Annotated in this window: 21 protein-coding genes; 8 read left to right on the forward strand and 13 right to left on the reverse strand. The window is 74.1% G+C overall.

The genetic code is table 11. The features are described from left to right. The first annotated feature begins 55 nt into the window (after positions 1-55). Positions 56-508 (forward strand): GNAT family N-acetyltransferase, encoded by a 453-nt coding sequence (locus BMY40_RS08465; protein WP_093657181.1) that lies wholly within the window; start codon positions 56-58, stop codon positions 506-508. A 159-nt stretch (positions 509-667) separates the two neighbouring features. Here the strand turns inward: BMY40_RS08465 and BMY40_RS08470 are convergent, their stop codons facing one another. Next, entirely contained in the window at positions 668-1,663 is a 996-nt protein-coding gene (locus BMY40_RS08470; protein WP_245769949.1) for a restriction endonuclease, read from the reverse strand. Between the two features lie 265 nt (positions 1,664-1,928). On the opposite strand from BMY40_RS08470, the gene BMY40_RS08475 reads away from it, so the two are divergent. Beyond that, positions 1,929-3,359 (forward strand): serine hydrolase domain-containing protein, encoded by a 1,431-nt coding sequence (locus BMY40_RS08475; RefSeq protein WP_245769950.1) that lies wholly within the window; start codon positions 1,929-1,931, stop codon positions 3,357-3,359. A 94-nt stretch (positions 3,360-3,453) separates the two neighbouring features. Here the strand turns inward: BMY40_RS08475 and BMY40_RS08480 are convergent, their stop codons facing one another. Next, a complete protein-coding gene (locus BMY40_RS08480; RefSeq protein ID WP_093657187.1) occupies positions 3,454-4,401 on the reverse strand; it encodes a GNAT family N-acetyltransferase in 948 nt (315 codons plus the stop codon). A gap of 612 nt (positions 4,402-5,013) precedes the next feature. Between BMY40_RS08480 and BMY40_RS08485 the strand changes: the two genes are divergently transcribed. Continuing rightward, positions 5,014-6,384 carry a globin domain-containing protein gene (locus tag BMY40_RS08485; protein WP_093657189.1) on the forward strand — a complete coding sequence of 457 codons (1,371 nt, stop codon included), beginning with the start codon at positions 5,014-5,016 and terminating at the stop codon, positions 6,382-6,384. A 369-nt stretch (positions 6,385-6,753) separates the two neighbouring features. Continuing rightward, positions 6,754-7,503 carry a pyridoxamine 5'-phosphate oxidase family protein gene (locus BMY40_RS08490; protein WP_093657787.1) on the forward strand — a complete coding sequence of 250 codons (750 nt, stop codon included), beginning with the start codon at positions 6,754-6,756 and terminating at the stop codon, positions 7,501-7,503. A 64-nt stretch (positions 7,504-7,567) separates the two neighbouring features. Here BMY40_RS08490 and BMY40_RS08495 read toward each other — a convergent pair whose 3' ends face one another. The 5 genes from BMY40_RS08495 to BMY40_RS08515 form a co-directional block, all read right to left on the reverse strand. Then, positions 7,568-8,110 carry an NUDIX domain-containing protein gene (locus tag BMY40_RS08495; RefSeq protein ID WP_093657190.1) on the reverse strand — a complete coding sequence of 181 codons (543 nt, stop codon included), beginning with the start codon at positions 8,108-8,110 and terminating at the stop codon, positions 7,568-7,570. A gap of 339 nt (positions 8,111-8,449) precedes the next feature. Next, positions 8,450-9,631, reverse strand: coding sequence for a cystathionine gamma-lyase (locus BMY40_RS08500; protein ID WP_093657192.1), 1,182 nt, complete (start codon positions 9,629-9,631; stop codon positions 8,450-8,452). A 62-nt stretch (positions 9,632-9,693) separates the two neighbouring features. After that, positions 9,694-10,569 carry a fructosamine kinase family protein gene (locus BMY40_RS08505; RefSeq protein WP_245769952.1) on the reverse strand — a complete coding sequence of 292 codons (876 nt, stop codon included), beginning with the start codon at positions 10,567-10,569 and terminating at the stop codon, positions 9,694-9,696. Between the two features lie 41 nt (positions 10,570-10,610). Continuing rightward, complete coding sequence (locus BMY40_RS08510) at positions 10,611-11,195, reverse strand: low molecular weight protein-tyrosine-phosphatase (protein WP_093657789.1); 585 nt, start codon at positions 11,193-11,195, stop codon at positions 10,611-10,613. Positions 11,196-11,253: 58 nt separating this feature from the next. After that, a complete protein-coding gene (locus tag BMY40_RS08515; RefSeq protein WP_093657196.1) occupies positions 11,254-11,631 on the reverse strand; it encodes a phage holin family protein in 378 nt (125 codons plus the stop codon). Between the two features lie 57 nt (positions 11,632-11,688). Here BMY40_RS08515 and BMY40_RS08520 point away from each other — a divergent pair, with 57 nt between their 5' ends. Continuing rightward, the gene (locus BMY40_RS08520; RefSeq protein WP_093657198.1) at positions 11,689-12,006 is read left to right on the forward strand and encodes a cupin domain-containing protein; all 318 of its coding nucleotides are present in this window, start codon (positions 11,689-11,691) and stop codon (positions 12,004-12,006) included. 162 nt (positions 12,007-12,168) lie between these two features. Further along, positions 12,169-12,384: a DUF5326 family protein gene (locus tag BMY40_RS08525; RefSeq protein WP_093657200.1), complete on the forward strand. Its 216-nt coding sequence runs from the start codon at positions 12,169-12,171 to the stop codon at positions 12,382-12,384. A 44-nt stretch (positions 12,385-12,428) separates the two neighbouring features. On the opposite strand, the gene BMY40_RS08530 is transcribed toward BMY40_RS08525, so the two are convergent. Next, entirely contained in the window at positions 12,429-13,922 is a 1,494-nt protein-coding gene (locus tag BMY40_RS08530; RefSeq protein ID WP_093657202.1) for a YibE/F family protein, read from the reverse strand. Positions 13,923-14,187: 265 nt separating this feature from the next. Between BMY40_RS08530 and thiC the strand changes: the two genes are divergently transcribed. Beyond that, a complete protein-coding gene (gene thiC, locus BMY40_RS08535; RefSeq protein ID WP_093657204.1) occupies positions 14,188-15,969 on the forward strand; it encodes a phosphomethylpyrimidine synthase ThiC in 1,782 nt (593 codons plus the stop codon). 139 nt (positions 15,970-16,108) lie between these two features. Here the strand turns inward: thiC and BMY40_RS08540 are convergent, their stop codons facing one another. The 3 genes from BMY40_RS08540 to BMY40_RS08550 form a co-directional block, all read right to left on the reverse strand. After that, positions 16,109-16,612 carry a tetratricopeptide repeat protein gene (locus BMY40_RS08540; protein ID WP_093657206.1) on the reverse strand — a complete coding sequence of 168 codons (504 nt, stop codon included), beginning with the start codon at positions 16,610-16,612 and terminating at the stop codon, positions 16,109-16,111. Positions 16,613-16,722: 110 nt separating this feature from the next. Next, positions 16,723-17,652 carry an SCO4651 family lipoprotein gene (locus tag BMY40_RS08545; protein ID WP_143071749.1) on the reverse strand — a complete coding sequence of 310 codons (930 nt, stop codon included), beginning with the start codon at positions 17,650-17,652 and terminating at the stop codon, positions 16,723-16,725. A gap of 244 nt (positions 17,653-17,896) precedes the next feature. After that, positions 17,897-19,069, reverse strand: coding sequence for a S8 family peptidase (locus tag BMY40_RS08550; protein WP_093657210.1), 1,173 nt, complete (start codon positions 19,067-19,069; stop codon positions 17,897-17,899). Positions 19,070-19,310: 241 nt separating this feature from the next. On the opposite strand from BMY40_RS08550, the gene BMY40_RS08555 reads away from it, so the two are divergent. Next, positions 19,311-20,312, forward strand: coding sequence for a helix-turn-helix transcriptional regulator (locus tag BMY40_RS08555; RefSeq protein ID WP_093657212.1), 1,002 nt, complete (start codon positions 19,311-19,313; stop codon positions 20,310-20,312). Positions 20,313-20,316: 4 nt separating this feature from the next. On the opposite strand, the gene BMY40_RS08560 is transcribed toward BMY40_RS08555, so the two are convergent. Together BMY40_RS08560 and BMY40_RS08565 are read right to left on the reverse strand one after the other, a co-directional pair. After that, the gene (locus tag BMY40_RS08560; RefSeq protein WP_245769953.1) at positions 20,317-21,120 is read right to left on the reverse strand and encodes a Mut7-C ubiquitin/RNAse domain-containing protein; all 804 of its coding nucleotides are present in this window, start codon (positions 21,118-21,120) and stop codon (positions 20,317-20,319) included. A 133-nt stretch (positions 21,121-21,253) separates the two neighbouring features. Then, positions 21,254-22,141: a hypothetical protein gene (locus BMY40_RS08565; RefSeq protein ID WP_342745065.1), complete on the reverse strand. Its 888-nt coding sequence runs from the start codon at positions 22,139-22,141 to the stop codon at positions 21,254-21,256. Positions 22,142-22,264: the final 123 nt, after the last annotated feature.

The following is a 22,264-nucleotide window of genomic DNA, read 5'->3' on the forward strand; positions in this document are numbered from 1 at the left end:
GACGTGTGCGGCGGGCGGCCGGTGCCGCCGTGCCGGGCGGCATAGGGTGCCGATCATGAGCGACTTCGACATACGCCCGGCGACGGCGGACGACCTGGGTGCCATCGTGGACATGCTCGCCGACGACCCGCTGGGCGCCCGCCGCGAGTCGCCCGGTGACCTCGCCCCCTACCGCGAGGCCTTCGAGGAGATCGCCGCCGACCCCCACCAGCACCTGGTCGTCGCGGTCCGCGGCGGCCGGGTCGTCGGCACCCTCCAGCTCACCGTCGTCCCCGGGCTGTCGCGGCGCGGCGCGAGCCGTGCGCTCATCGAGGCCGTGCGCGTCCACTCCGGCGAGCGCGGCGGGGGCCTGGGCACCCGGCTGATCGAGTGGGCGGTCGAGGAGGCGCGGCGCCTGGGCTGCGCCCTGGTCCAGCTCACCTCCGACGCCACCCGCACGGACGCCCACCGGTTCTACGAGCGGCTGGGCTTCACGGCCTCGCACGTGGGATTCAAGCTGGCGCTCTGATCGGAACCACCGCATGGGGGCGGCGGCCGCCGCTAGACTGCGCGAGGCCCGAAGCCGCAACTTCCGCTTGCGACTTCGGGCCTTCGTACGCGGTCGTACGCGGTCGTACGCGGTCGTGCCGGTCGTGCCGCGCGTGGGTCGTTTCGGCCGTGCCGGCCGTCAGCGCAGCACCTGGAGCGCCGTCCCCGTGCTCCACGCCTCCAGCAGCGCGCGATGCACGGCGGTGATGCCGTGGCGGGCCGCGAGGTCGAGTGCGGCGGGGGTGAACGTGGAGGTGGTGACGAACAGCGCCACCTCCGCCTCGTACTCGAGCTTCGCCACACCGGTGAACCTCCGCATCGCCGCGCTCCCCACGGCCCGGTGCGGCGCGGAGTGCTCGCACCGCACCACCAGCCGCCGCCCGTCGGCGGTGCGCCCGACGAGGCCGGCGCTCAGGCCGCTGCCGGATTCGGTGTTCGCCACGGTGCATCCGTCACGGCGGCAGAGCCCCGCGACGTGGTTCTCGAACTCGCGCCGTCCCATCGCGTCCATGGCCGCCACCGCTCCTGTGAGTTCCCTCTCCTGAAGGGTCCGCTTGACGCGTTCGAGGTCCTCGCGGATCGCGGTCAGCTCCCGGCGCTGCTCGCCGGAGGCGTGGATGAGGTGGTTCAGCACCGGGACGATGGTCTGTCCGATGAGCCGGCCCGCGGTCTCCGTGCTGATGCGCGTGATGCGCTCGTCCAGGGCCGCGAGGTCGATGTGGAAAAGGTTGTCCACAGGCTGGGGGCGGGTGTTCCGCTCGGCGTCCAGCAGGTAGGCACGCACCTGACGTGCGACGACGCTGTCGCGCAGCAGCATCGCGACGTTGAGGACGGTGCGCCGGGAGAAGACCGCGACGGAGCGGGTGCGCGGATGCAGGCCACAGAGTTGCTTCAAGCAACTCAGTTCCGGACCTGTCAGGACGCGGTAGCCGTTGGCCTCCAACTCGTCGCGGTGGTCGTGGACGACGGCACGGACGACGGTCTCCCCCACCTCGAAGTAATCGGCCACCATCCGTGTCGTGACGTGGACTCCGTCCGGCAGGACGGAGAGCGCCTTCACCTTGTCCAGCGCGCCCGTGTGTTCGGCCACGCTCTCGCGCAGCGTCCTCGACTCCAGCAGGACTTCCTCGTTCACCGTCACCGTCTCCTCCGTTCGGGCGTCACCCCGATGGCCCCGCCCCTCACCGGGAGAACGAGGTGAAACATGTGAAGACACGATCGAATGGCATGAAAGCGTGCGAACTCTCGCGCCGGTGTGGGAGCTTGGAACAGGCCCCCTTCGAGGAGTCCCGTCCCGGGCCGCCGACGGGAGTCGTCCACATCCGCGGCACACTCGTCACCAAGGGGCGGCGCGGCGGAAAACGCTGGCCCGCGCCGGTGTCGCCGGGGAGAGTGGGCGGATGATCGATTCCAGCGGAGACATGGACGCCGAGCTGTTGCCGGAGACCCGTCGCGCACTCCTCCACAGGCTGGCCGTCGCCCAGGCCGAGGGGCGGGTGCCGTCTGCGGTCGGGGCCGTGGTGAGGGAAGGGCGGACGGTGTGGACGGGGGTGCGGGGCGGTGCGGTCGGCCCGCCCGGCGAGACGGGGGAGACGGAGGGGGCGCCGACCGCGGACACCCGGTACCGGATCGGTTCGATCACCAAGACGTTCGTCGCCGTGCTGGTGATGCGGCTGTGCGACGAGGGGCTGCTGGACCTGTCCGATCCGCTGGGCGAGCACCTGGAGGTGCCCGCCGAGGCCGGGGACGAGGTGGCCTCGGCGACGGTCGCCCAGCTGCTGTCCCACTCCGCCGGGCTGGCCGCCGAGCCGCGCGGCCCCTGGTGGGAGCGGACGCCCGGCGAGTTGCGCCCCGAGACGGCCGACCTGTTCGGCGAGCGGCCCGTACGGCATCCGGCCGGCCGGCGGCACCACTACTCCAACCTGGGCTACGCGCTGCTGGGCTCCCTGGTGGAGCGGCTGCGCGGTGCGCCCTGGCACGACGTACTGCGCGAGGAGGTGCTCGACCCGCTGGGCATGGACCGTACGACGCCGCTGCCCGGGGAGCCGTACGCCCGGGGGTGGGCCGTGCACCCGTGGGCGGACGCGGTGCTGCCCGAACCGCTCGCGGACACCGGGCGGATGGCGCCGGCGGGGCAGCTCTGGTCCACGGCCCGGGACCTGTGCCGCTTCGCGGCGTTCCTGGCGGCGGGCGACGACCGGGTGCTGGGTGCGGAGAGCCTGGCTCGGATGCGGACGCCGGCGGTGGCGCCGGAGGCGGAGGCCTGGGACCAGGCGTACGGGCTGGGGATGCAGCTGGTGCGCTCCGGAGGGCGGTTGCTGGCCGGGCACACCGGTTCCATGCCGGGCTTCCTCGCGGCCGTGTGGACCGCTCCCGGGGAGAGGCTGGCGAGTGTGGCGCTGGCCAACGCGACCTCGGGGCTGCCGGTGGGCGGTCTGGCGGCGGATCTGCTGGGGATCGTCGCCGAGCGCGAGCCGTCCTTCCCCGAGCCGTGGCGTCCGCGCTCGCAGGCCGATCCGGAGCTGCTGGCGCTGACGGGGCCGTGGTACTGGGGGCCGGCGGCGTTCGCGCTGCGGGTGCGCGAGGGGCGGGCGCTGGAACTGGTCCCGGTCGGCGGCGCCGGGCGGGCCTCGCGTTTCCGGCCGGAGGCGGACGGCACCTGGACCGGGCTGAACGGCTACTACGCGGGAGAGACGCTGCGGGTGGTGCGCGGGGCGGACGGGTCGGTGAGCCATCTGGACCTGGGCACGTTCGTCTTCACCCGGACCCCGTACGACCCGGACGCGCCCGTTCCGGGCGGTGCGGACCCGCGGGGGTGGCGCGCGGGGTGACCCCGCGCCCGGACAACCGTGCCCCGGCCCGGCGTCCGGGTTCGGTGTCACGGCCCGGTGCCCCGGCTCCGTGCCGGGGCACCGGGCCCGGGCCTCAGCCCAGCGCCACCGAGTAGGGGGCGAACCGGAGGCCGAGGTCACCGGGGACGTCCGGTGCGCCGTGCACCATCACGGTGGTGGTGAAGTCCCCGTCCAGGCCGCCCGAGCGCAGCCAGTCCACCAGCCCCCGGTGGTGGAGGTCGGCGTCGTAGCGGACCGGGCCGTCGGTGCGGGAGGCGAGTTCGGTGATCAGGGACCGGGCGGTGTTCTCCTCCTCGGCCACGACCGGGCCGATCACGGTGGTGCCCTCGTTCGGCCAGGCGGCCGCGAAGCCGGCGATCCCGCCCGGTGCCCTGCCGGCCGGCGGGGCACCGGGCCCTGCCGGGGGTACGGCGACGACGAAGTGGTCGGCGAAGGACGGCAGCCGGACGATCAGGTGGGCGCGGTCGGCGCCGAACGCCCGTGCGTCCAGGGCGAGTACGTCGGGCAGGTCGGCGGCGGTGGCGTCGCGTACGGGGACGGGCGGCTCCGGGGAGCGGGTGGGGGCGAGGCGGCCGGTGAGCATGACGGTGGTGCCGACGGGGGTGAAGCCGAGCTCCTCGTAGAGAGGGCGGCCGTAGGGGGTGGCGGTCAGGAACGCGACGGCGTCGCCGGACTCCTCCAGCGCGTGCCGCATCAGGTGGCGGCCCAGGCCCCGGCGGGCGTGGCGCTCGGCGACCAGCACCATGCCGACACAGGTGCGGGCACGCGGGTTTGGGGAGGCGGGCCGCGGTCCGTAGGAGGTGAGGACGTAGGCGCCGATCAGGCCGCCGCGGGGGTCGCCCCCGGGGGCGTCGACGCCGTAGCCCTGCCCGGCGGTCAGCAGCAGCCGCCACTTGTGCTCCTCGCGCGTCCAGCCGCGGTCGGCGGCGAGATCGAGGCAGGCGGGCAGATCGGCGAGGGTGAGGCGGCGGACGGGCGGGAGCGGGGGCGGGGGCGAGGGCCGGGGGCGAGCGGGCGTCACGGACGTACAGCCTGGCCGACGGGCACCGGGGCGGCCACCGGTTTACGCACCTCCTCCCCGCCCGTGCCCACCGCGTACCGGCCGCCGCGGGCGCGGGGCATGCCCCGGAACTTTCCGGGTATGCGCTTTCGCCGCTTTTCCGGGCGCGTCCGGCCGGAATTCGCAAGCCGACTGGAAAGGGAGCGGGTCGTTCTGGAAAAGCACGGACAGAGAACTGTCCGCTACTTTCCGCACTCTCTGCCGGAGAAGTGAAGATAGCGTATGGAGGGTGTGGTGGATCCGGGGTGGCGGATCCGGTGCGAAGGGGGCTCCCGCCGCGCCTCCCGCGCCGCGACCGAGAGGTATGGCACGGTGATACCCCCTGATCGGAAGGGTGTTCGGGCTTTTCCCGGCCGCTCTGCGCAGGGGCCCGGCGTCGGGAGCGGGCACATCGCAATTCCGAGGGGCGGCCGAGTCCGTGGAATTCGGTGGAAGTCCGAGCGGGGCTTGTGTATCGATCGTGCACCGGTATGGTCGAGACCGCGCATCACCGCTCACGCATATCCGCAGCCGACGAAACGGGGGACTCCGTACAGGTGGTTTCCGCTCTGTAAGCGACCGGACCGATCGAAGATGTACGAGGCGAGACAGACCATGGCCACTACGTCGGCGGGCAACGGAACTCCCCAGCGCGCGGCCGGTGGGCCTCCCACCGACGGCGGCGGAGGCGGTGACTGGAGCTGGTTCGCTCCGAAGCCGGGTGAGGGGGAGGAGCACATGGCACCGCCGTCCCGCCCCGGGCCCGCACCGGGGCCCGCGCCCTCCGCGCCCGGCCCGGTCCCGGAGTTCACCGCCAACCCCGGCTACGGGCGGTTCGAGCCCTCCCGCGACGCGGAGCTGATACGCCGCGTCCTGGACGAGGTGGAACCGGTCTCCCAGGCGCTCACCTCGTACTTCTACGCCCTGCTGTTCACCCGGAACCCGGGCGTGCGCACGCTGTTCCCCGCCGCCATGGACGCCCAGCGCGACCGGCTGTTCAAGGCGCTGCTCACCGCCGCCGGGCTGGTCGACGAACGCCGCACGCTGGTGGAGTACCTGTCCCACCTCAGCCGCGGCCACCGCAAGTACGGCACCAGACCCGAGCACTACCCCGCCGTCGGCGAGTGCCTGATCGACGCGCTGGCCCGCTACGCCCCGCGCACCTGGGGCGAGGAGGCGGAGGCCGCCTGGGTGCGCGCCTACACCGCCATCTCCCAGATCATGATCGACGCAGCGGCCGAGGACGCGCGGAAGGCGCCCGCGCTGTGGCAGGCCGAGGTGGTCTCGCACGAGATGCGCACCTCCGACATCGCCGTCATCACCGTCCGGCCCGACCAGCCCTACCCGTTCCTGGCCGGCCAGTACGCCAGTGTCGAGACGCCCTGGTGGCCGAAGGTGTGGCGGCAGTACTCACTGGCCTGCGCCCCGCGCTCCGACGGGCTGCTGGTCTTCCACGTCAAGGCCGTGCCCGCGGGCTGGGTCTCGCGCGCGCTCGTCCACCGGGCCCGCCCCGGCGACGTACTGCGGCTGGGCGGGCCGGCCGGGTCGATGACGGTGGACCACTCCTCCGGCAACGGCCTGCTCTGCCTGGGCGGCAGCACGGGCATCGCGCCCATCAAGGCACTGGTCGAGGACGTCGCCGGACACGGCCGCGCCCGCCCGGTGGAGGTGTTCTACGGCGCCCGCAGCGACCTGGACCTGTACGACCTGGACACCCTGCGCGAGATGGAGCGGAGGCTGTCGTGGCTGTCGGTCCGCCCGGTGGTCGAGGGGCCGTCGGGCGGGATCGTCGGCCGGCTTCCGGACGCGGTGCGGCAGGGCGGGCCGTGGCACGCCTTCGACGGCTATCTGTCCGGCCCGCCGGGGATGATCCGCAGCGGGGTGGACGCGCTGGTGGGTGCGGGGATCCCCTCCGACCGGATACGGCACGACTCCCTCGACGGGCTGACCGCCCTCCGGGGCTGAGGCCCGCGCGGGCCCGGGGAGCCCGGGAACGCGGGCGGACGAAGCGGACGCGACAGCGAGACAGGACGGAACCACCACGTGAACCACGACGTGGACGCGACGGAAGCAGTCGACGCCACCATGATGCTCAGAACGGTCCGGACGGTGCCCGGGCCGGGCGGGGCGGCACATACGGCGGCACGTCCGGCACGCCCGGCGTGGGCTGTGGACGAGCCGGAGGACACGGCGCCGGCCGGACGGCACCGGCAGGCGGCCGGTTTCGCCCCGGCCTCACCCTCCTTTCCCGCCCCAGCCCCCGTCCCGGGACCGGCTGCCGAGCCCGGAGCCGAGCCCGGGCCCGTACGCCCCGGCAGCGACGGCGAGCACGCGATGCAGCGGCGTCTGGGCACGGCCGAGCGCGCCGACCGCTTCTACGGCGAGCAGATGCTCGACCACCTCAACGAGCGGATGCGGGAGTTCATCGGCCGGCAGGAGATGTTCTTCCTGGCCACCGCCGACCGGCACGGCGAGTGCGACAACTCCTTCCGGGCCGGTCCGCCCGGCTTCCTGCACGTGATCGACGAGCGGACCCTGGTCTATCCCGAGTACCGCGGCAACGGCGTGCACGCCAGCCTCGGCAACATCCAGGAGAACCCGCACCTGGGCATCCTGCTGGTCGACTTCTTCCAGGCCCGGATCGGCCTGCACGTCAACGGCCGTGCCGAGGTCGTCGAGGACGCCGAGCTGCGCTCGGTCCATCCGGACCTGCCGTCCGACTCCGTGCCCGGCCGGCGGGCGCTGGTGTGGGTGCGGGTGACGGTGGAGGAGGCGTACATCCACTGCGCCAAGCACATCCCGCATCTGCAGCGGGCGCCCAAGGGGACCCCGCGCGACTGGGGCACGGACGACCAGCGGCGCAAGGGCGGGGACTTCTTCGGGGCGGCGGAGGAGGCGCGCCGGCGCGGCGGGCCCGCCGTACGGCCGTCGCGCGAGCGCGCTCACACGGGCGGGCCGGGCGGGCCCGTGCCGCCCTCCGACGACCCGGCGGCCTGGCGCGCCCACGCCGAGCGGCTGCTCGCCAAGGCCCGGCAGCGCAGGGAGGAGGGCGAACGGACGCCGTTCCGCGGCTGGTTCGGCTGAGCGGCCTCCCCGGTCGGCCTCCCCGCCGCCCCCGGCCCGGCAGACCCGGACGGTCCTGTGGACGTCAGCCCAGATCCGGGGCCAGCAGGGCGCGTACGCCCTCGATGTTGGCGTCGAGGTAGGCCCGCAGCGAGGGGGGCACCACCTCCACCGAGGCGACGCCCGCGCGGGTGAAGGGGACGCGGACGACCTCGTACTCGCCGCGCGGCTCGTCGACCTCCGGCCCGTGCCTGCACGACAGGTCCATCGAGGCCAGCCGGCAGGCGAAGAAGAACTGCACCTTCACCGCGCCCCTCGCGGCGTCCGGCGCCTCGGCGGCCCACGGTGCGAGGACCGCCGCGCCGCTGCCCGCGTCCTCGGCCGGGTCGTAGGGGACGGTGTCGACGAAGGCGGGGACCGCGTCGGTCACCTTCGCCCCCAGCTCCTCGTCCAGTTCGCGGTGGAGGGCGTCGACGACGGTGGCGTCCCCCGTCTCGACGCCGCCGCCCGGAGTGATCCAGTACGGCTCGCGGCCGGGCTTGGTCCGCTTGATCAGGATCATCTCGTCGTCATCGAGCAGGATGGCCCGGGCGGTGCGTTTGACCACGGGGCGCGCGTCGGCGGTCATGGGGAAGGTCTGGCCCGCGCCGGGGCCGGCGAAACCTTCCGGCCTTGCCACGGGCGTCCGCGCCGGCCCCGCGCGCCCCTGGTGGCCCGCGGCTCCCGGCCGCCGCCACCGCCCGCGCGGGGCGGACGGACGGGGCGGGCGGACGGGACGGCGGGCGGGCGCCGATCCGGCGACTGGACAATAACGCTCAGTCAACTAACCTTGACCATGCGCTGTTTACGCGCGTCGCACGGGGCGGCTTGAGGCACGAGGGGGGGAGCTTCAAGCCGCCCCGCTCCCCATCGCTTCCCGCCGAGCCCCCACCGGGCCCCGCCGCGCGCCTCCGCACCGGCCCGTACGTCAGCCGCGCCCGGCGCCGTCCAGCGCCGCCCGGATGTCGGCGACCAGATCGGCCGCGTCCTCCACCCCCACCGACATCCGCACGAAGCCCTCCGGCACCGCGTCCCCGCCCCACCGGCCGCGCCGCTCGGCCGTGGAACGCACCCCGCCGAAGCTCGTCGCGTCGTCCACCAGCCGCAGCGCGGCCAGGAACCGCTCGGCGAACGCCCTGTCCGGCAGCGTGAAGGAGACCACGCAGCCGAAGCGCCGCATCTGCCGCGCCGCCACCGGGTGCGCCGGATCGTCCGCCAGCCCCGGGTGCCGTACGTCGCGCACCTCCGGCCGCCCGCGCAGCGCCTCGGCGACGGCGAGCGCGTTCGCGGCCTGCCGCTCGGTGCGCAGCTCCAGCGTGGCCAGGGAGCGGTGCGCGAGCCACGCCTCCACCGGTCCCGGGATCGCCCCGACCGTCTTGCGCCACAGCCGCACCGACGCCGCCAGCTCCGGATCCCGGCACGTCACGTAGCCCAGCAGTACGTCACCGTGGCCGGTCAGCGCCTTGGTGCCGCTGGCCACCGCGTAGTCGGCGCCCAGCTCCAGCGGGCGCTGTCCCAGCGGGGTGGCCAGGGTGTTGTCCACCGCGACCAGCGCGCCGTGCTCGTGGGCGGCGTCGGCCAGGCGGCGGATGTCGCACACGTCCAGGCCGGGGTTGGAGGGGGACTCGATCCACAGCAGCGCCGCCCCGTCCAGGGCGTCGAGCTGCGCGTCGCCGCCGGTGGGCGCGGTGCGCACCTCCACCCCCCAGCCCTCCAGCCGCTCGCGCATCGGGACGAGCAGGTTGTAGCCGTCCGAGGGCAGCACCACCACGTCGCCGGGCCGCGTCCGCGACAGCAGGACCGCGGAGATCGCGGCCATGCCGGAGGCGAAGACGGTCGTGCGCGCCGCCTCGTCGCCGGGGGCCTCCAGCTCGCTGATGGCCTGCTCCAGACCCGTCCAGGTGGGGTTGCCGTCGCGGCCGTAGGTGTAGGGGGCCTGCGCCGGGTCGCCGGGCAGGTGGAAGTGCGCGGCCAGCACCGGGCCCGGCAGCGGCGGCGCGTACGGCTCCTCCTCCGGCAGCCCGGCCCGTACCACCCGCGTCCCGTCGCCGCGCGGGACCGGCCCGTCCCGCCCGTCCCGCTCGCTCCGCCCGTCCCGCTCACGCGTCATGCCCGCTCCTCGTCGCTCTCCCCCACCAGCCCGTCCGGCGCCTTCGAGCGTACGTGCGCCGCTCAGCCGAGCGCCGCCCGGGCCGCCGCACCGCAGCGGGCGCCGTAGCCGGGGCCGAAGAGGACGGCGTGCACCAGCAGGTGCTGGAGCTGGTGCAGCGGCACGCGCCCGCTCCGGCCGGGCAGGGGGCGGACCTCCTCGTACGCCGCCAGCAGCCGCCCCAGGTGCGGGCAGCCGAACAGCTCCAGCACCGCCAGGTCCGTCTCGGGGTGGCCGCCCTGCGCGGCCGGGTCGATCAGACGGGCGCGGCCGTCGGCGGACCACAGGACGTTGCCCGACCACAGATCGCCGTGGACGACGGCGGGCGGCTGCGGAGGGCCCGCCACCTCGCCGCCCGCCGCCCCGCCCGCGGCCAGCAGCTCGCACAGCCGCTCCACGTCCCGGGCGTCCCCCTTCCCGATGCCGCCGCCGTCCACCGCCCGCCGCAGCAGGGGCAGCAGCCGCCACCGGGCGTGGAAGGCCGGCCAGTCCTCCGCCCCGGAGGGCGGCTCCGGCGGCGAGGGCAGGGGCACCGAGCCCAGGTGGACGGGGAGGCCGGGGTCCGCGCCGCCCCAGACCGGGGCCGGCGCGGAGTGCAGGGCGGCCAGCTCGCGGCCCAGCCGCTCGGCCTGCCCGGCGCTCGCCGCGCCCGGCTCGACCCACTCCAGCACCAGCACGTCCGCCTCGGCGCCGATCACCTCCGGCACGGCCACCGCACCGGTGGAGCGCAGCAGCTCCAGGCCGGCGGCCTCGGCGGCGAAGAAGCCGCGGGGGGCGCCGGGGAGGGTCTTGGCGAAGACGGTACGGCCGTCCGCGAGCGCGATCCGGTACGCGTCGCAGATGTCGCCGCCGCCCACGGGCCGCGCCTGCCCGGCGGCCGAGCCGGTCAGGGCGGCCACCCGTCCGGCGACGCCTCCCCCGGGACCTCCGGGCCCGCCCGTCATCGCACCGCCGCCCCGCCGCCGTCACCGGCCCTGCCGCCGGCCGGTCGGCCGAGGGCGGCACGCACCTCCTCCAGCAGGCCCGGCACGGCCTCCTCGACCAGGGCCAGGCACTCCTCGAAACCCTCCGGCCCGCCGTAGTACGGGTCGGGCACGTCCAGTTCGCACAGGCTCTCGCCGGCGCCGGGGGCGTACGAGCGCAGCAGCCGGACCTTGCGGGCGTGCCCGGGGCCGGGCGCCAGCCTCCGCAGATCCCGCAGATGCCCCTCGTCCAGGGCGATCACCAGGTCCAGCCGCTCGAACCAGTCGCGCCGGAACTGCCGTGCCACGTGTTCGTGGACGTATCCGGCGGCCGTCAGCACCGCGACGGTGCGCGAGTCGGCGCCGTCGCCCACGTGCCAGCCGCCCGTCCCCGCGCTGCTCACCTCCACCACTTCCGCCAGACCGGCCTCCGCCACGCGGGCGCGGAAGACGGCCTCGGCCATGGGGGAGCGGCAGATGTTGCCGGTGCAGACGAAGCAGACGCGGTACGGCGTACGGACGCCGCCGGGGATGCCGGGGGTGCCGGGGTCAGAGGTGCGCATGCCCTCCATCATCGGCGACGCCCCCGGCCCCCGTCCTCCGTCCGCCTCCGCGCGGCGGTCAGTCGCCCTCGGGCAGCACCACGCTCACCGCCCACGACACGATGGAGATCACCAGGGCGCCGAGCACCGCCGTCCAGAAGCCCTCCACCCGGAAGGCCAGGTCGAACTGCTCGGCCATCCAGGAGGTGAGCAACAGCATCAGCGCGTTGATCACCAGAGTGAACAGGCCGAGCGTGAGGATCAGCAGCGGCAGGGACAGCAGTTTCGTGATCGGCTTGACCACGGCGTTGACGACACCGAAGATCAGCGCGACGAGGACCAGCGTGAAGGTCTTGCCCGCGGTGTCGTCACCCGTGAGCGTGATGTCGTCCAGCAGCCAGACGGCGACGGCCAGGGCCACCGCGTTGGCGATCGTTCTGACGAGGAAGTTCACCATGTCCGAGATCGTTCCAGAAACGGGGACGGTCGCCTACCGGTGAGGGGCAGAGGTCTCATGAAGGCGTTCCGGCTGGAGGAGCTGGAGACGGAGCGGGCCGCCAACGACGGCGCGTACCTGCAGTTCCTGCGCGAGAGGAACATGTCCGTCGGACTGTACGCCCTGGACCGGGGCTCGCTCGACCCGCAGCAGCCGCACCGGCAGGACGAGGTGTACTTCGTCGCCAGCGGCCGGGCGCTGATCACCGTCGGGGACGAGACCACCCCGGTCGCGCGCGGCAGCGTGGTCTACGTGCCGGCCGGGGTGCCGCACAGGTTCCACCACATCACCGAGGACCTGCGGGTCCTGGTGGTCTTCTCTCCCCCCGAGGGCTGACGGCACGGCCCGTCCTCCTTAGGGGGCCGGTCAGGGAAGGACCCGGGCCCGCGGTGCCCCGGCGAGGAGTCCGTCCGCCTAGCATCGGGGCGGAAGCACCGGACGCACCCGGCGCGCCGGGCACGCCCGACGGCCGGAGACTTCAGGAAGCGGGTAAGGGTCATGGATCTCAAGGAGACCTTCGCGGCGCTGCCGTGGTGGGTGAAGTGGGTCGCGATCCCGCTCATCGCGCTCTTCGTCTTCGGCGGCCTGATCTTCGCCGTCGTCGGCTTCGTCGTGAAGCTGCTCTTCAAGCTCCTGCTGTTCGTGGCGCTGGCCGGCGCGCTGGTCTACGTGGTGCGGAAGTTCACCTCCTCGGGCTCCTCCTCGGGAGGCTGACGGGCTCCGGGCGCCCTGCCCGGCAAGGGCGCCGCGGGCGCGGCTCAGCGCCGCGCCCGCCGCCTGCCGCCCCGGCCCCGGGCGCGCCCCTGCCCGCCGGCGGTCCCCCCGCCGCCGGACGCCCCTCCGCGGTCGGACGGCCCCCGGCGGTCGGCGACCGCCACCAGCGCCGCCAGCGCCGTGGTCACCGGGACCGAGGCGACCAGGCCGATCGAGCCGATCAGCGTCCGCACGATCTCCTCCGCCACCAGCTCGCTGGTGGCCACCTGGCCCATTCCGCTCTCCGCTATCGAGAACAGCAGCAGCAGCGGCAGCGCGGCCCCCGCGTACGCCAGCACCAGCGTGTTCACCACCGACGCGATGTGGTCGCGCCCGATGCGCATCGCCGCGCCGTAGAGCCTGCGCCAACCGGCCGACGGGTCGGCCTGCCGCAGCTCCCACACCGCCGAGGTCTGCGTCACCGTCACGTCGTCCAGCACGCCCAGCGAACCGATCAGCACACCGGCCAGCAGCAGCCCGCGGATCTCGATGTCCGGATAGAGGCCGTGCACCAGCCCGGTCTGGTCGTCGGTGTTGCCCGTCAGCGCGGCCCATCCGATGAACGCCGAGCCCAGCAGCCCGATCAGCAGCAGCGACACCAGGGTGCCCAGGACGGCGACGGAGGTACGGGCGTTGACGCCGTGGCACAGGTACAGCGTGGCCAGCATGATCGCGCTGCCGCCCACCACCGCCACCAGCAGCGGATTGGAGCCCTGGAGGATCGCGGGCAGGATGAACAGCGTCAGCACCCCGAAGCTGACCGCCAGTCCGACCAGCGCCAGCAGCCCGCGCAGCCGCCCAACGACCACCACCGCCAGCGCGAAGACGCCCGCCAGGACCACCATGGGCACCCCGCGCGCCACGTCCACCACGCTGTACTGGAACTCGCGCGGGGCGTCGGGCGCGTACGCCACCACCACGTCCTGACCGGGGCTCAGCCGGCGCGTGGCGTCCGGGGTGACGATCTCCGGGAACGTGTGGCCCGCGTCCTTGCCCTCGGCGACCTCGACGGTCGCCCGCAGACAGGTGCCCTCCCCGGAGCCCTGCGGCAGGGCGCCCGGACCGCCCTCGCCCGAGCCGCCGCTTCCGCCGTCCTGCGCGCCCTCGGTGCTGCCGGCGCCGCCGGTGTTCCCGGCGCCGCCCGGGCCGCCGGGCGGCTGGGCGGCACCCACCTCCGCGCAGTCGACCTCCTCGACCGCGGTGACCCGTGCGCCGAGCGTCTGCCGGTCGAAGCCGACGCCGCTGGGCGAGTCCTTCCCCTCGGGCGTACCGCCGGGCCACAGCGCCACCAGCCCGGCGAGCACCGCCACCGCGAACGGGACCAGCACCACCGCGACCACCTTGCGCAGCCGTGCCGAGACGGGGGCGGGCGGCCCGTGGTGGTGGCCGTGGGAGTGCCCGTGCGCGTGCGGCGCCTGCCCGTGGCCGGGTCCTTGACCGGGTTCGTGGCCGGGTTCGTGGCCGGGCGACGGGCGCTGGGACGGCGGGGCGGGCGGCACCGGCGGCACCGGTGGGGGGACCGGCGAGCGGGACGGCGGGGGAAACGGGGAGGAGGAGTCCACGGCCCGATCATCGCAGGCGCGGCAGGGGGCGCCCTGGCGCACGCCCGGTGTCAGCCGTTACCGTGGGGGCGCTTTTGCACACCGCGGGAGCTCCGAGCACGGGGCTGAGAGGACGCTGACCTCCGTGGACACCGCCACGGAAACGGCTGCGTCGACCGCCGAACCTGTTACCGGGTAATGCCGGCGTAGGGAGTTGGGTCTCATGACCTCGCAGGACGCACGTACGCCCGAAACCGCCTCCGGGAGCGCCGAGGAGCGCGCGACCGGCTGGCACAAGGGCTATCTGAGCGGTTCGCGCCCCGACATCAGGGTGCCCGTCCGCAGAGTGCACCTCACCAACGGACGCGACGTGACGCTGTACGACACGTCCGGCCCGTACACCGATCCGAACATCGACACCGACGTCCGCCGCGGCCTGGCACCGCTGCGGGAGAACTGGATCATCGCCAGAGGGGACACCGAGGAGTACCCGGGCCGCGAGGTGCGGCCCGAGGACGACGGTCTCAGGCACACCTCGCCGCGCGGTGGGCTGCGCAACCTGGACGCCGTCTTCCCCGGCCGCCCCCGCCTGCCGCGCCGGGGCCGCGGCGGCACCACCGCCGTCACGCAGCTCGCGTACGCCAAGCGGGGCGAGACCACCCCCGAGATGGAGTTCGTGGCGCTGCGGGAGGGCTGCTCGCCGGAGCACGTGCGCGACGAGATCGCCGCGGGCCGCGCCGTCCTGCCGGCGAACGTCAACCACCCGGAGACCGAGCCGATGATCATCGGCAAGAACTTCCTGGTGAAGGTGAACGCCAACATCGGCAACTCCGCCGTCACCTCCTCCATCGAGGAGGAGGTGGAGAAGATGACGTGGGCCACCCGCTGGGGCGCCGACACCGTCATGGACCTCTCCACCGGCCGCAACATCCACACCACCCGCGAGTGGGTGCTGCGCAACTCCCCCGTCCCCATCGGCACCGTCCCCCTCTACCAGGCGCTGGAGAAGGTCGACGGCAAGGCCGAGGAGCTGACCTGGGAGATCTACAAGGACACCGTCATCGAGCAGTGCGAGCAGGGCGTGGACTACATGACCGTCCACGCCGGCGTCCTGCTGCGCTACGTCCCGCTGACCGCCCGCCGCAAGACGGGCATCGTCTCGCGCGGCGGCTCGATCATGGCGGCCTGGTGCCTGGCCCACCACAAGGAGAGCTTCCTCTACACCCACTTCGAGGAGCTCTGCGAGATCCTGCGCGCCTACGACGTCACCTTCTCCCTGGGAGACGGACTGCGCCCGGGCTCCATCGCGGACGCCAACGACGAGGCGCAGTTCGCCGAACTGCGCACGCTGGGCGAGCTGAACCGCGTCGCCAAGTCCCACGACGTGCAGACCATGATCGAGGGCCCCGGGCACGTCCCGATGCACAAGATCAAGGAGAACGTCGACCTCCAGCAGGAGATCTGCGACGAGGCGCCCTTCTACACCCTCGGCCCGCTCACCACCGACATCGCCCCGGCGTACGACCACATCACCTCCGGCATCGGCGCGGCGATGATCGCCTGGTGGGGCACGGCGATGCTCTGCTACGTCACGCCCAAGGAGCACCTGGGCCTGCCGGACCGCGACGACGTGAAGACGGGCGTCATCACCTACAAGATCGCCGCCCACGCCGCCGACCTGGCCAAGGGCCACCCCGGCGCCCAGGAGTGGGACGACGCGCTGTCCGACGCCCGCTTCGAGTTCCGCTGGGAGGACCAGTTCAACCTGGCCCTCGACCCGGACACGGCCCGCGCCTTCCACGACGAGACGCTGCCGGCGGAGCCGGCGAAGACGGCGCACTTCTGCTCGATGTGCGGGCCGAAGTTCTGCTCGATGAAGATCTCCCAGGACATCCGCCGCGAACACGGCGGCGACCTCGCCCTGGATCCGGAGGAGGGCATGAGGCGGAAGTCCGAGGAGTTCGCAGCGAGCGGCAACCGCGTCTATCTGCCGCTGACGGACTGACCGCAGAAGCCGGGAGCAACGGGGCGGGTTCCGAGCGCGTCGAGGTCCGGGACCCGCCCCATGCCCGCAGCCGGGCCGCGCACCCGGCCTCGGTCTTTCCCGAGGGCCCGCCTGGTCCGGCAGCCGTGCCGGAGCCGATTCAGGTGTGCTCCCCGGCGGTGAGGGCGCGGGTGTAGTGCGTCAGCGAGCGGCCGTACTCCGGCAGGTGGGGGACAAGGGCGGTGAGGGCGAGGGCCGCCGCCTCCCGTTCCCGCCCGGCGTCGACGAGCGCCAGGGACAGGAACGCGGCGACCGCGTCGTCCAACCCGTCGGAGTGCGTCTCCCGTTCGGTCGTCAGCAGTGTGATGCTCTCCTCCGCCCGCCCCAGATTGCGCAGGGTGCTGGCCAGCTGGATCACCGCCCGCCGGCGCCGTCCGCCGGGCGGGCCGGCCGCGAGGGCCCGGCGGTAGAGGGCGGCGGCCTCCTCCTCACGGTCGAGTGCGTCGTGGGCGGAGGCCAGTTCGTAAAGGGCGACGGCGTCTCCGGGCGGGAGTTCGGCGGCCAGCGTCTCGATCCGCCGCAGGAAATCGTCGGGTCCGTGGTCGTCGAAGGAGGCCCACAGCTTCTCGAGCCGCCGCTCCCACCGTGCTTCCGGTGCCGTCATCGCCTCAGCATCCCAGAGCGCGCCCGTCGCGTGCGGCCCGGCAGGTGGTGAGCGCTCCGGGGCCGCGCCGGGCACTGCCCCGGGGTGTCAGAAGCGCCGGCCGGGGGACTTCACCCGTTCGGGGAGCGGTCGGTCTGCCGGGCGAGCTTGTCGGTGACGTCCTCGGTCTTCCCGGCCGGGGGCGGGGACACCTCGACCTCGGTGCCGAAGTCGCTGAACTCGATGACGGTGCGGATCGTCGCGTCCCGGGTCTCGCGGGACGGCGGCTGGGACTGGGCCCGGGAGTTCGACCGTGCCGCCTCGCCGTCGAGGGAGACCTCGAACTGCTGGCGGCGGATGCGGTCCTGGTCGTCGAGCCACAGGTGCATCGGCAGGGAGTCGCCGAGCTGCTGCCGCAGGCGCTCGGACTCGGCCGTGTTCTCGCCCGCGAGTTCCTCCACGTCGACGTTCACGCGGTAGCGGGTGGTCGCCACACCACCTACCTCCTCGGTGCCGACGCGGGTGGCGTCGTCGTCCAGGGCCCTGGTGTAGTCGAGGCCCCGGACCGGGTCGTTGATCCGCACGCCGCCCACGGTGCCGTCGCTTCCGGCGAGTTCCCGCAGGTCGACGCTGATCCACGGTCCGTCCACACCGAGCTGCTCCCGCGCCTGGTCCGGCAGCCGTTGGTAGAGGGTCTCGTCCACCACCCGCTGCTCGATCCGCTCACCGCCACCCGCCTCGAAGGTCAGGTCGCTGGTGCCGTCGGCCAGGTCCACGGTGCCGTCGCCGGTGAGGGTCTGCTGCTGCCCGCCCATGGCGGCGCGCACCTTCAGCGTCATCTTCGCGGTCTCGGCCGCGACCGTCTTCTCGTGCGCGGTCCGCACGACCTCGGCGGCGGCCTCGTCGCCTCCGGTCGCGCTCTCCTCCCCGGCCTCGGAGCCGGCACCGGCCCTCGGTCCGGAATCCTGCTCACCGCCGCAGCCGCCGATCAGCGTCGTGCCGGCCAGCAGTCCGGCCGCCGCCACCACACCCGTCCTGGTCCTGCGTGACACGCGCGCCATCACGTCTCCTCCGGTTCCCTGAGAAGGCATCGTCGTCCGATGCGCTACGCGTTTCCCCGGGCAGTCCCGGCAATCGTTCCGAACCGATCGATTCAGGCCAATCGCCTTGTGAAGGAGTGGAGTCGGCGCGATCGTGCGGGGAGGGCCCGGACGGATGCCCGGGCCCTCCCCGCCTCCGGCGTGCTGCCGCCGCGGGCCGCCCGGCACCGGGGGCGGCCCGCGGCCGCACCGGCCGGAGGGTGTGTCAGAGAGTGTTCTTGAACAGCAGGCGGTTGGGCGTGCCGGTGACGTTGCCGCTGATCACGTTGGCGGTGGCGTTGCTGATCAGCCAGTTGTTGACGGCCGAGGAGGAGGCGTCGCCGTACGCGGACTTGTACAGCGCGGCCACCCCGGCGGCGTGCGGGGACGCCATCGACGTGCCGTTCAGCGCGGTGCTGCCGCCGCCCATGCGGGTGGAGGTGACGGAGACGCCGGGGGCGTACAGTTCGGTGCAGGAGCCCCAGTTGCTGAAGGACGCCTTGCGGTCGGAGCTGTCCGAGGCGGCCACGGTGAGGACGCCGGTGGCACTGGCCGGGGAGACGTTGCAGGCGTTCTGGTTCTCGTTGCCGGCGGCGACGGACAGGTGGACGCCGGAGTTGGCCAGGTTGGTGGCGGCCGTGTTCACCGCGGACGAGTAGCCGCCGCCCAGGGAGGCGTTGGCCACGGCGGGCTTGACGGCGTTCTGCCGGACCCAGTCGAAACCGGCGATGATGCCCGAGTACGAGCCGCTGCCCTGGCAGTTGAGCACCCGGACGCCGCGCAGCGCCACGCCCTTGGCGACGCCGTACGTCGCGCCGCCGACAGTACCGGCGACATGGGTGCCGTGGCCCTGGCAGTCCTGGCCGTTGCCGCCGAAGGCGTCGAAGACGTTGCGCGCCCGGCCGCCGAAGTCGGGGTGCGAGGTGTCGATGCCGGTGTCGATGATGTACGCCGTCACCCCGGCGCCGTTGCGGTTGTACGTGTAGGCGCCGTTCAGCGGGCGGTTGCGCTGGTCGATCCGGTCCAGACCCCAGGGCGGGCTGTACTGGGTGGCGCTGGCGGTGACCTTCTGGTCCTCCTCGATCGCCGCGACGGAGGGGTGGCGCTGGAGCGCCTTGAGCTGGCCGTCCGTCAGCTTCGCGGCGAATCCGTTCAGCGCCTCGGAGTAGACGTGCCGGGTCTTGATGTCCCTGTCGCCGGCGAGCTTCGAAGCCTTGGCTCCGGGCTTCAGGGTGACGATGTAGTTCCCCTCGACGACCAGCGCGTCCGGGGCCTGCGCGACCTTGACCAGCGGTGCCTCGGCACGCGCGGAGTCGGCGGCGGGGGCCGCGGAGGCGACGGCGGGTATCAGCGCGGTGGGGATGGCGAGCAGCAGCGCGCCCAGGTGCGTTCGTCTCATGGGGGTGCACACCTTCCGGTGGTCGGCCGGCGCGTTGGGTGTGCGCCGACACGTTGAGGGGGGACACCGCGTGACGCGGCGGCGGCCGCCGGTTCCCGGTGCCGCGGCGTCACGTTAAGCCCGGTGATCCGGTGCGGGGACCGGGTCGGAACCGGCGTGGCCGGACCCGGCCAGCTCCGGGCACGGCTCCCGTGCCGGACGCACTGTGGAGAAGGGCCGGGGCACGGGCTACTTTTTTGGCATGTCCGCTGACAGCGACGACGCGGTCGAGACCGGGACCGAGGCCAGGCAGGTCTACACGCAACTGGTCGGAACGCTCAGGAGCAACCGCGCGGCACGAGCCCCGCAGCCGGACGAGCTGCCCGAGGAGGTCAGGCGCTGGCTCGCCGAGCGCAGGCTCCTCGACCCCGAGTGCCAGGGGGTCAGCTCACCGGAGAGGGCCCTGCGGGAGCTGTTCGGCGAGCAGCGCGCCTGGCTGCGGTCGGCCGCCGAGACCCTGGGCCGCAACCTCCGTGCCGTCGACGACATCCTCGACCTGCTCCCGGAGTTCCGGGGGCCGGGACACGAGAGCGTCGAGGTGGAGTTCATCGAGGACCGCGACCGGCTCCGCAGGCGGCTGGACGAGTTCGAGCCGGTGGGGCGCCGCGAGGTGCTGTGCATGCGGACCGCCTTCCCCGGCCCCGAGGTGCTGGAGGCCAGCCTCGTCCACGACCGCCGCATCCTGGCCCGGGGAACCGAGATCAGGATGCTGGCCACCGTCGGCGCGACGCGCGGGCCGGGGGCCGCCGCCTACCTCGACGCCCTGCGGGAGGCCGGTGCCCGGGTCCGCGTCGCCGCCGCCCTGCCCCTCTACCTCCATGTGGTGGACCGCACGGTCACGCTGATGCCCGCCGGTGACGACCCCCTGGGCGGCGACGGCGACGTGCTGCTGCGCAGTTCGCGGATCGCGCTGTGCTTCGCGCAGGTCTTCGAGCACGAGTGGGACGTGGCGCGCCCCTACCCCGACGGCGCGGGCCGGGCCCGGCACACCGACGGCTCCCACCCGGCCGACGAGTACACCGAGCAGGAGCGGGAGATCCTCGCCCTGCTCGCGACCGGCACCAAGGACGAGAGCATCGCCCGGCGGCTCGGCTGCTCCGAGCGGACGCTGCGGCGGATGATGACCCGGATCACCGAGAAGCTGGGGGTGGGGAGCCGGTTCGCGGCGGGGGTGCGCGCCGCGCGCCTGGGGCTGATCGACTGAGTGCCTACGGCGTGCCGGCCTCCCGCTCGCCCGCCGTCCCGGCGGCCTCCGCCACCAGCGCCTCCAGCCGGTCCCCGTGGGCCCCGCGCCAGTAGACGCGCCCGCAGTCGCGGCAGCGGGCGAAGGTGTCGTAGGTGCGGCGGGTGCCGGGGCGGAGCAGGTGCTCGACCTCGGTCTTGGGCGCGTCGGCGAGGAGCCCGTTGCACGCCGTGCACCGCGTCCACGGGGCCAGCGGCAGGTCGAAACGGTCCAGGACGTCGGCGAGCTGGTCGTCCGGGCGCGAGCCGCGCACGTAGGCGCCCATCCACAGCTGCCGCCGCATCAGCAGCCCGCGGTCCTGGGTGAGCAGGACGCGCCGCTCGGCGTTGGCCTGCTCGACCAGGGCGGGGTCGTCCATGTCGTTGTGGTAGGCGGTGTCGGCGCCGGCCACCAGCCGCAGCCGCCGGGCCAGCGTGCCCAGGTGGACGTCCAGCAGGAAGCGCGGCGGCCCGTCCGGGACCCGCTGCGGGCGTACGACGGGCTCGATCCGGACCGTCCGGCCCGCCTCGGGGCGGTACGAGGGCTCCACCCGCCGCTCTTCCCCGCTGTTTCCGGCGGTGTCCTCCAGGACGAGCGCGCCCACCTCCGTCAGCGGGATGCCCGCGGACTGCACGACGTGGACGAGAGAGGAGGTGCCGTCGTGGGGCACTGGGAGGAGTTCGGCGCCGCGGTGGCGCGAGGGCAGGAAGATCCGCAGTCCGGGGGAGACGCGGAGGAGCAGTTCGCGGGGCGGCGGAGAGCCGCCGGGAGTCTGTGGTCGGTCCGTCACCCTCCCCAGGATGCCAGCGGGAACCCGCCGGTCCCACCGCTTTACGGGCCCGGTCGCCTTCCGGGTGCCGGGGCCCGGAGGCGGCCCGGTCGACGGCTCGGTCGGTCGCTCTGTCGGCCGCTCGGTCCGTGGTTCAGTCGGCGGCCCGGTCCGGGGCCCGGTCGAGGGGGTGCTCGGGGCCGCCGAAGTCGGGGCTGGTGAAGTCCGGGCTGGTGAAGCGGGGCCCGGCGTCCGTGTCGCGGGGCACTTTCGAGGCCGGGCTGGAGAAGCCCGGGTGGCTGTAGCCCAGTCTGGGGTGGCGGCTTTCCCGCGGGGCCTTCCCCGTCCCCGGGATCCCGGAGGTCTCCAGAGCGCCCGCGGCCTCTGCGGCGGACCCGGCCAGCGCCTCGCTGAGGAAGGGCCGCACTCCGCGCTCCAGCAGCGCCGTGCGCCAGGCCGTGCGCGCCCGTGCCACCTCGTCGGCGAGTGCGCTCTGCCCGCTTGGCCCGCCCGCCCGGATCGCGCCGGCGCCGTGGCGCACCGCGGTGACCAGCAGTCCGACGCACGCGGCCAGCAGCGAGGCGGCGGTCAGGGCGGCGAAGGCCCAGCCCGCGGTGCGCATCGGCGCGGCGATGGACGGCTCGGGGTCCATCACCCGCAGCAGATGGCCGACCAGGAGGAAGATCAGTGCCGCGGTCCCGGCCAGTACGGGCGCCAGGACGGAGAGCGTGGCGAACAGTCCGGCGCCGCTCGAACCGGAATCGGAACCGGATCCTCCGGGCACGCCCGCGGTCCCCTGCGAGGAGGGCGCGTGGCCGGGGCGGCGCAGCTCGTCGCGGAGCGACACGAAGTGCTCGTACTCCGCCGCCGCGCAGGCGGCGATCGCAGCGGCGGCGCCGATCGCCATGGTGCGCAGCTGCTCGGTGGTCAGCCGTCTTCCGGCGGCCGGTTCGGGGCGGTCGCGTACGGCGCGCAGTGCCTCGTCGAGGACCCGTTCGAACTCGGGGCGGTCCTCAAGACGCAGGTGCGGAGCGGTGTTCATGTGCATCCCCCGGTGCTCCGTAAGGCCGCGGGGCCGGAAACGGAGGAGAGCTCGCTTGAGACAGGGACCCGATGGTAGAGCGGTTCCTTCCGGTGGTGACAGGGTGTTTCCGGAAAATACGCG

Origin of the sequence: Streptomyces radiopugnans (genome assembly GCF_900110735.1) — a bacterium.
GTDB classification, from domain to species: domain Bacteria; phylum Actinomycetota; class Actinomycetes; order Streptomycetales; family Streptomycetaceae; genus Streptomyces; species Streptomyces radiopugnans.

What these genes read in the sequence shown, in the direction of transcription:
- BMY40_RS08465 (WP_093657181.1), top strand. Translation starts at nt 56, where the DNA reads ATGAGCGACTTCGACATACGCCCGGCGACGGCGGACGACCTGGGTGCC.
- BMY40_RS08475 (WP_245769950.1), top strand. Translation starts at nt 1,929, where the DNA reads ATGATCGATTCCAGCGGAGACATGGACGCCGAGCTGTTGCCGGAGACC.
- BMY40_RS08485 (WP_093657189.1), top strand. Translation starts at nt 5,014, where the DNA reads ATGTACGAGGCGAGACAGACCATGGCCACTACGTCGGCGGGCAACGGA.
- BMY40_RS08490 (WP_093657787.1), top strand. Translation starts at nt 6,754, where the DNA reads ATGCAGCGGCGTCTGGGCACGGCCGAGCGCGCCGACCGCTTCTACGGC.
- BMY40_RS08495 (WP_093657190.1), bottom strand. Translation starts at nt 8,110, where the DNA reads ATGACCGCCGACGCGCGCCCCGTGGTCAAACGCACCGCCCGGGCCATC.
- BMY40_RS08500 (WP_093657192.1), bottom strand. Translation starts at nt 9,631, where the DNA reads ATGACGCGTGAGCGGGACGGGCGGAGCGAGCGGGACGGGCGGGACGGG.
- BMY40_RS08510 (WP_093657789.1), bottom strand. Translation starts at nt 11,195, where the DNA reads ATGCGCACCTCTGACCCCGGCACCCCCGGCATCCCCGGCGGCGTCCGT.
- BMY40_RS08515 (WP_093657196.1), bottom strand. Translation starts at nt 11,631, where the DNA reads ATGGTGAACTTCCTCGTCAGAACGATCGCCAACGCGGTGGCCCTGGCC.
- BMY40_RS08520 (WP_093657198.1), top strand. Translation starts at nt 11,689, where the DNA reads ATGAAGGCGTTCCGGCTGGAGGAGCTGGAGACGGAGCGGGCCGCCAAC.
- BMY40_RS08525 (WP_093657200.1), top strand. Translation starts at nt 12,169, where the DNA reads ATGGATCTCAAGGAGACCTTCGCGGCGCTGCCGTGGTGGGTGAAGTGG.
- thiC (WP_093657204.1), top strand. Translation starts at nt 14,188, where the DNA reads ATGACCTCGCAGGACGCACGTACGCCCGAAACCGCCTCCGGGAGCGCC.
- BMY40_RS08540 (WP_093657206.1), bottom strand. Translation starts at nt 16,612, where the DNA reads ATGACGGCACCGGAAGCACGGTGGGAGCGGCGGCTCGAGAAGCTGTGG.
- BMY40_RS08545 (WP_143071749.1), bottom strand. Translation starts at nt 17,652, where the DNA reads ATGGCGCGCGTGTCACGCAGGACCAGGACGGGTGTGGTGGCGGCGGCC.
- BMY40_RS08550 (WP_093657210.1), bottom strand. Translation starts at nt 19,069, where the DNA reads ATGAGACGAACGCACCTGGGCGCGCTGCTGCTCGCCATCCCCACCGCG.
- BMY40_RS08555 (WP_093657212.1), top strand. Translation starts at nt 19,311, where the DNA reads ATGTCCGCTGACAGCGACGACGCGGTCGAGACCGGGACCGAGGCCAGG.
- BMY40_RS08565 (WP_342745065.1), bottom strand. Translation starts at nt 22,141, where the DNA reads ATGAACACCGCTCCGCACCTGCGTCTTGAGGACCGCCCCGAGTTCGAA.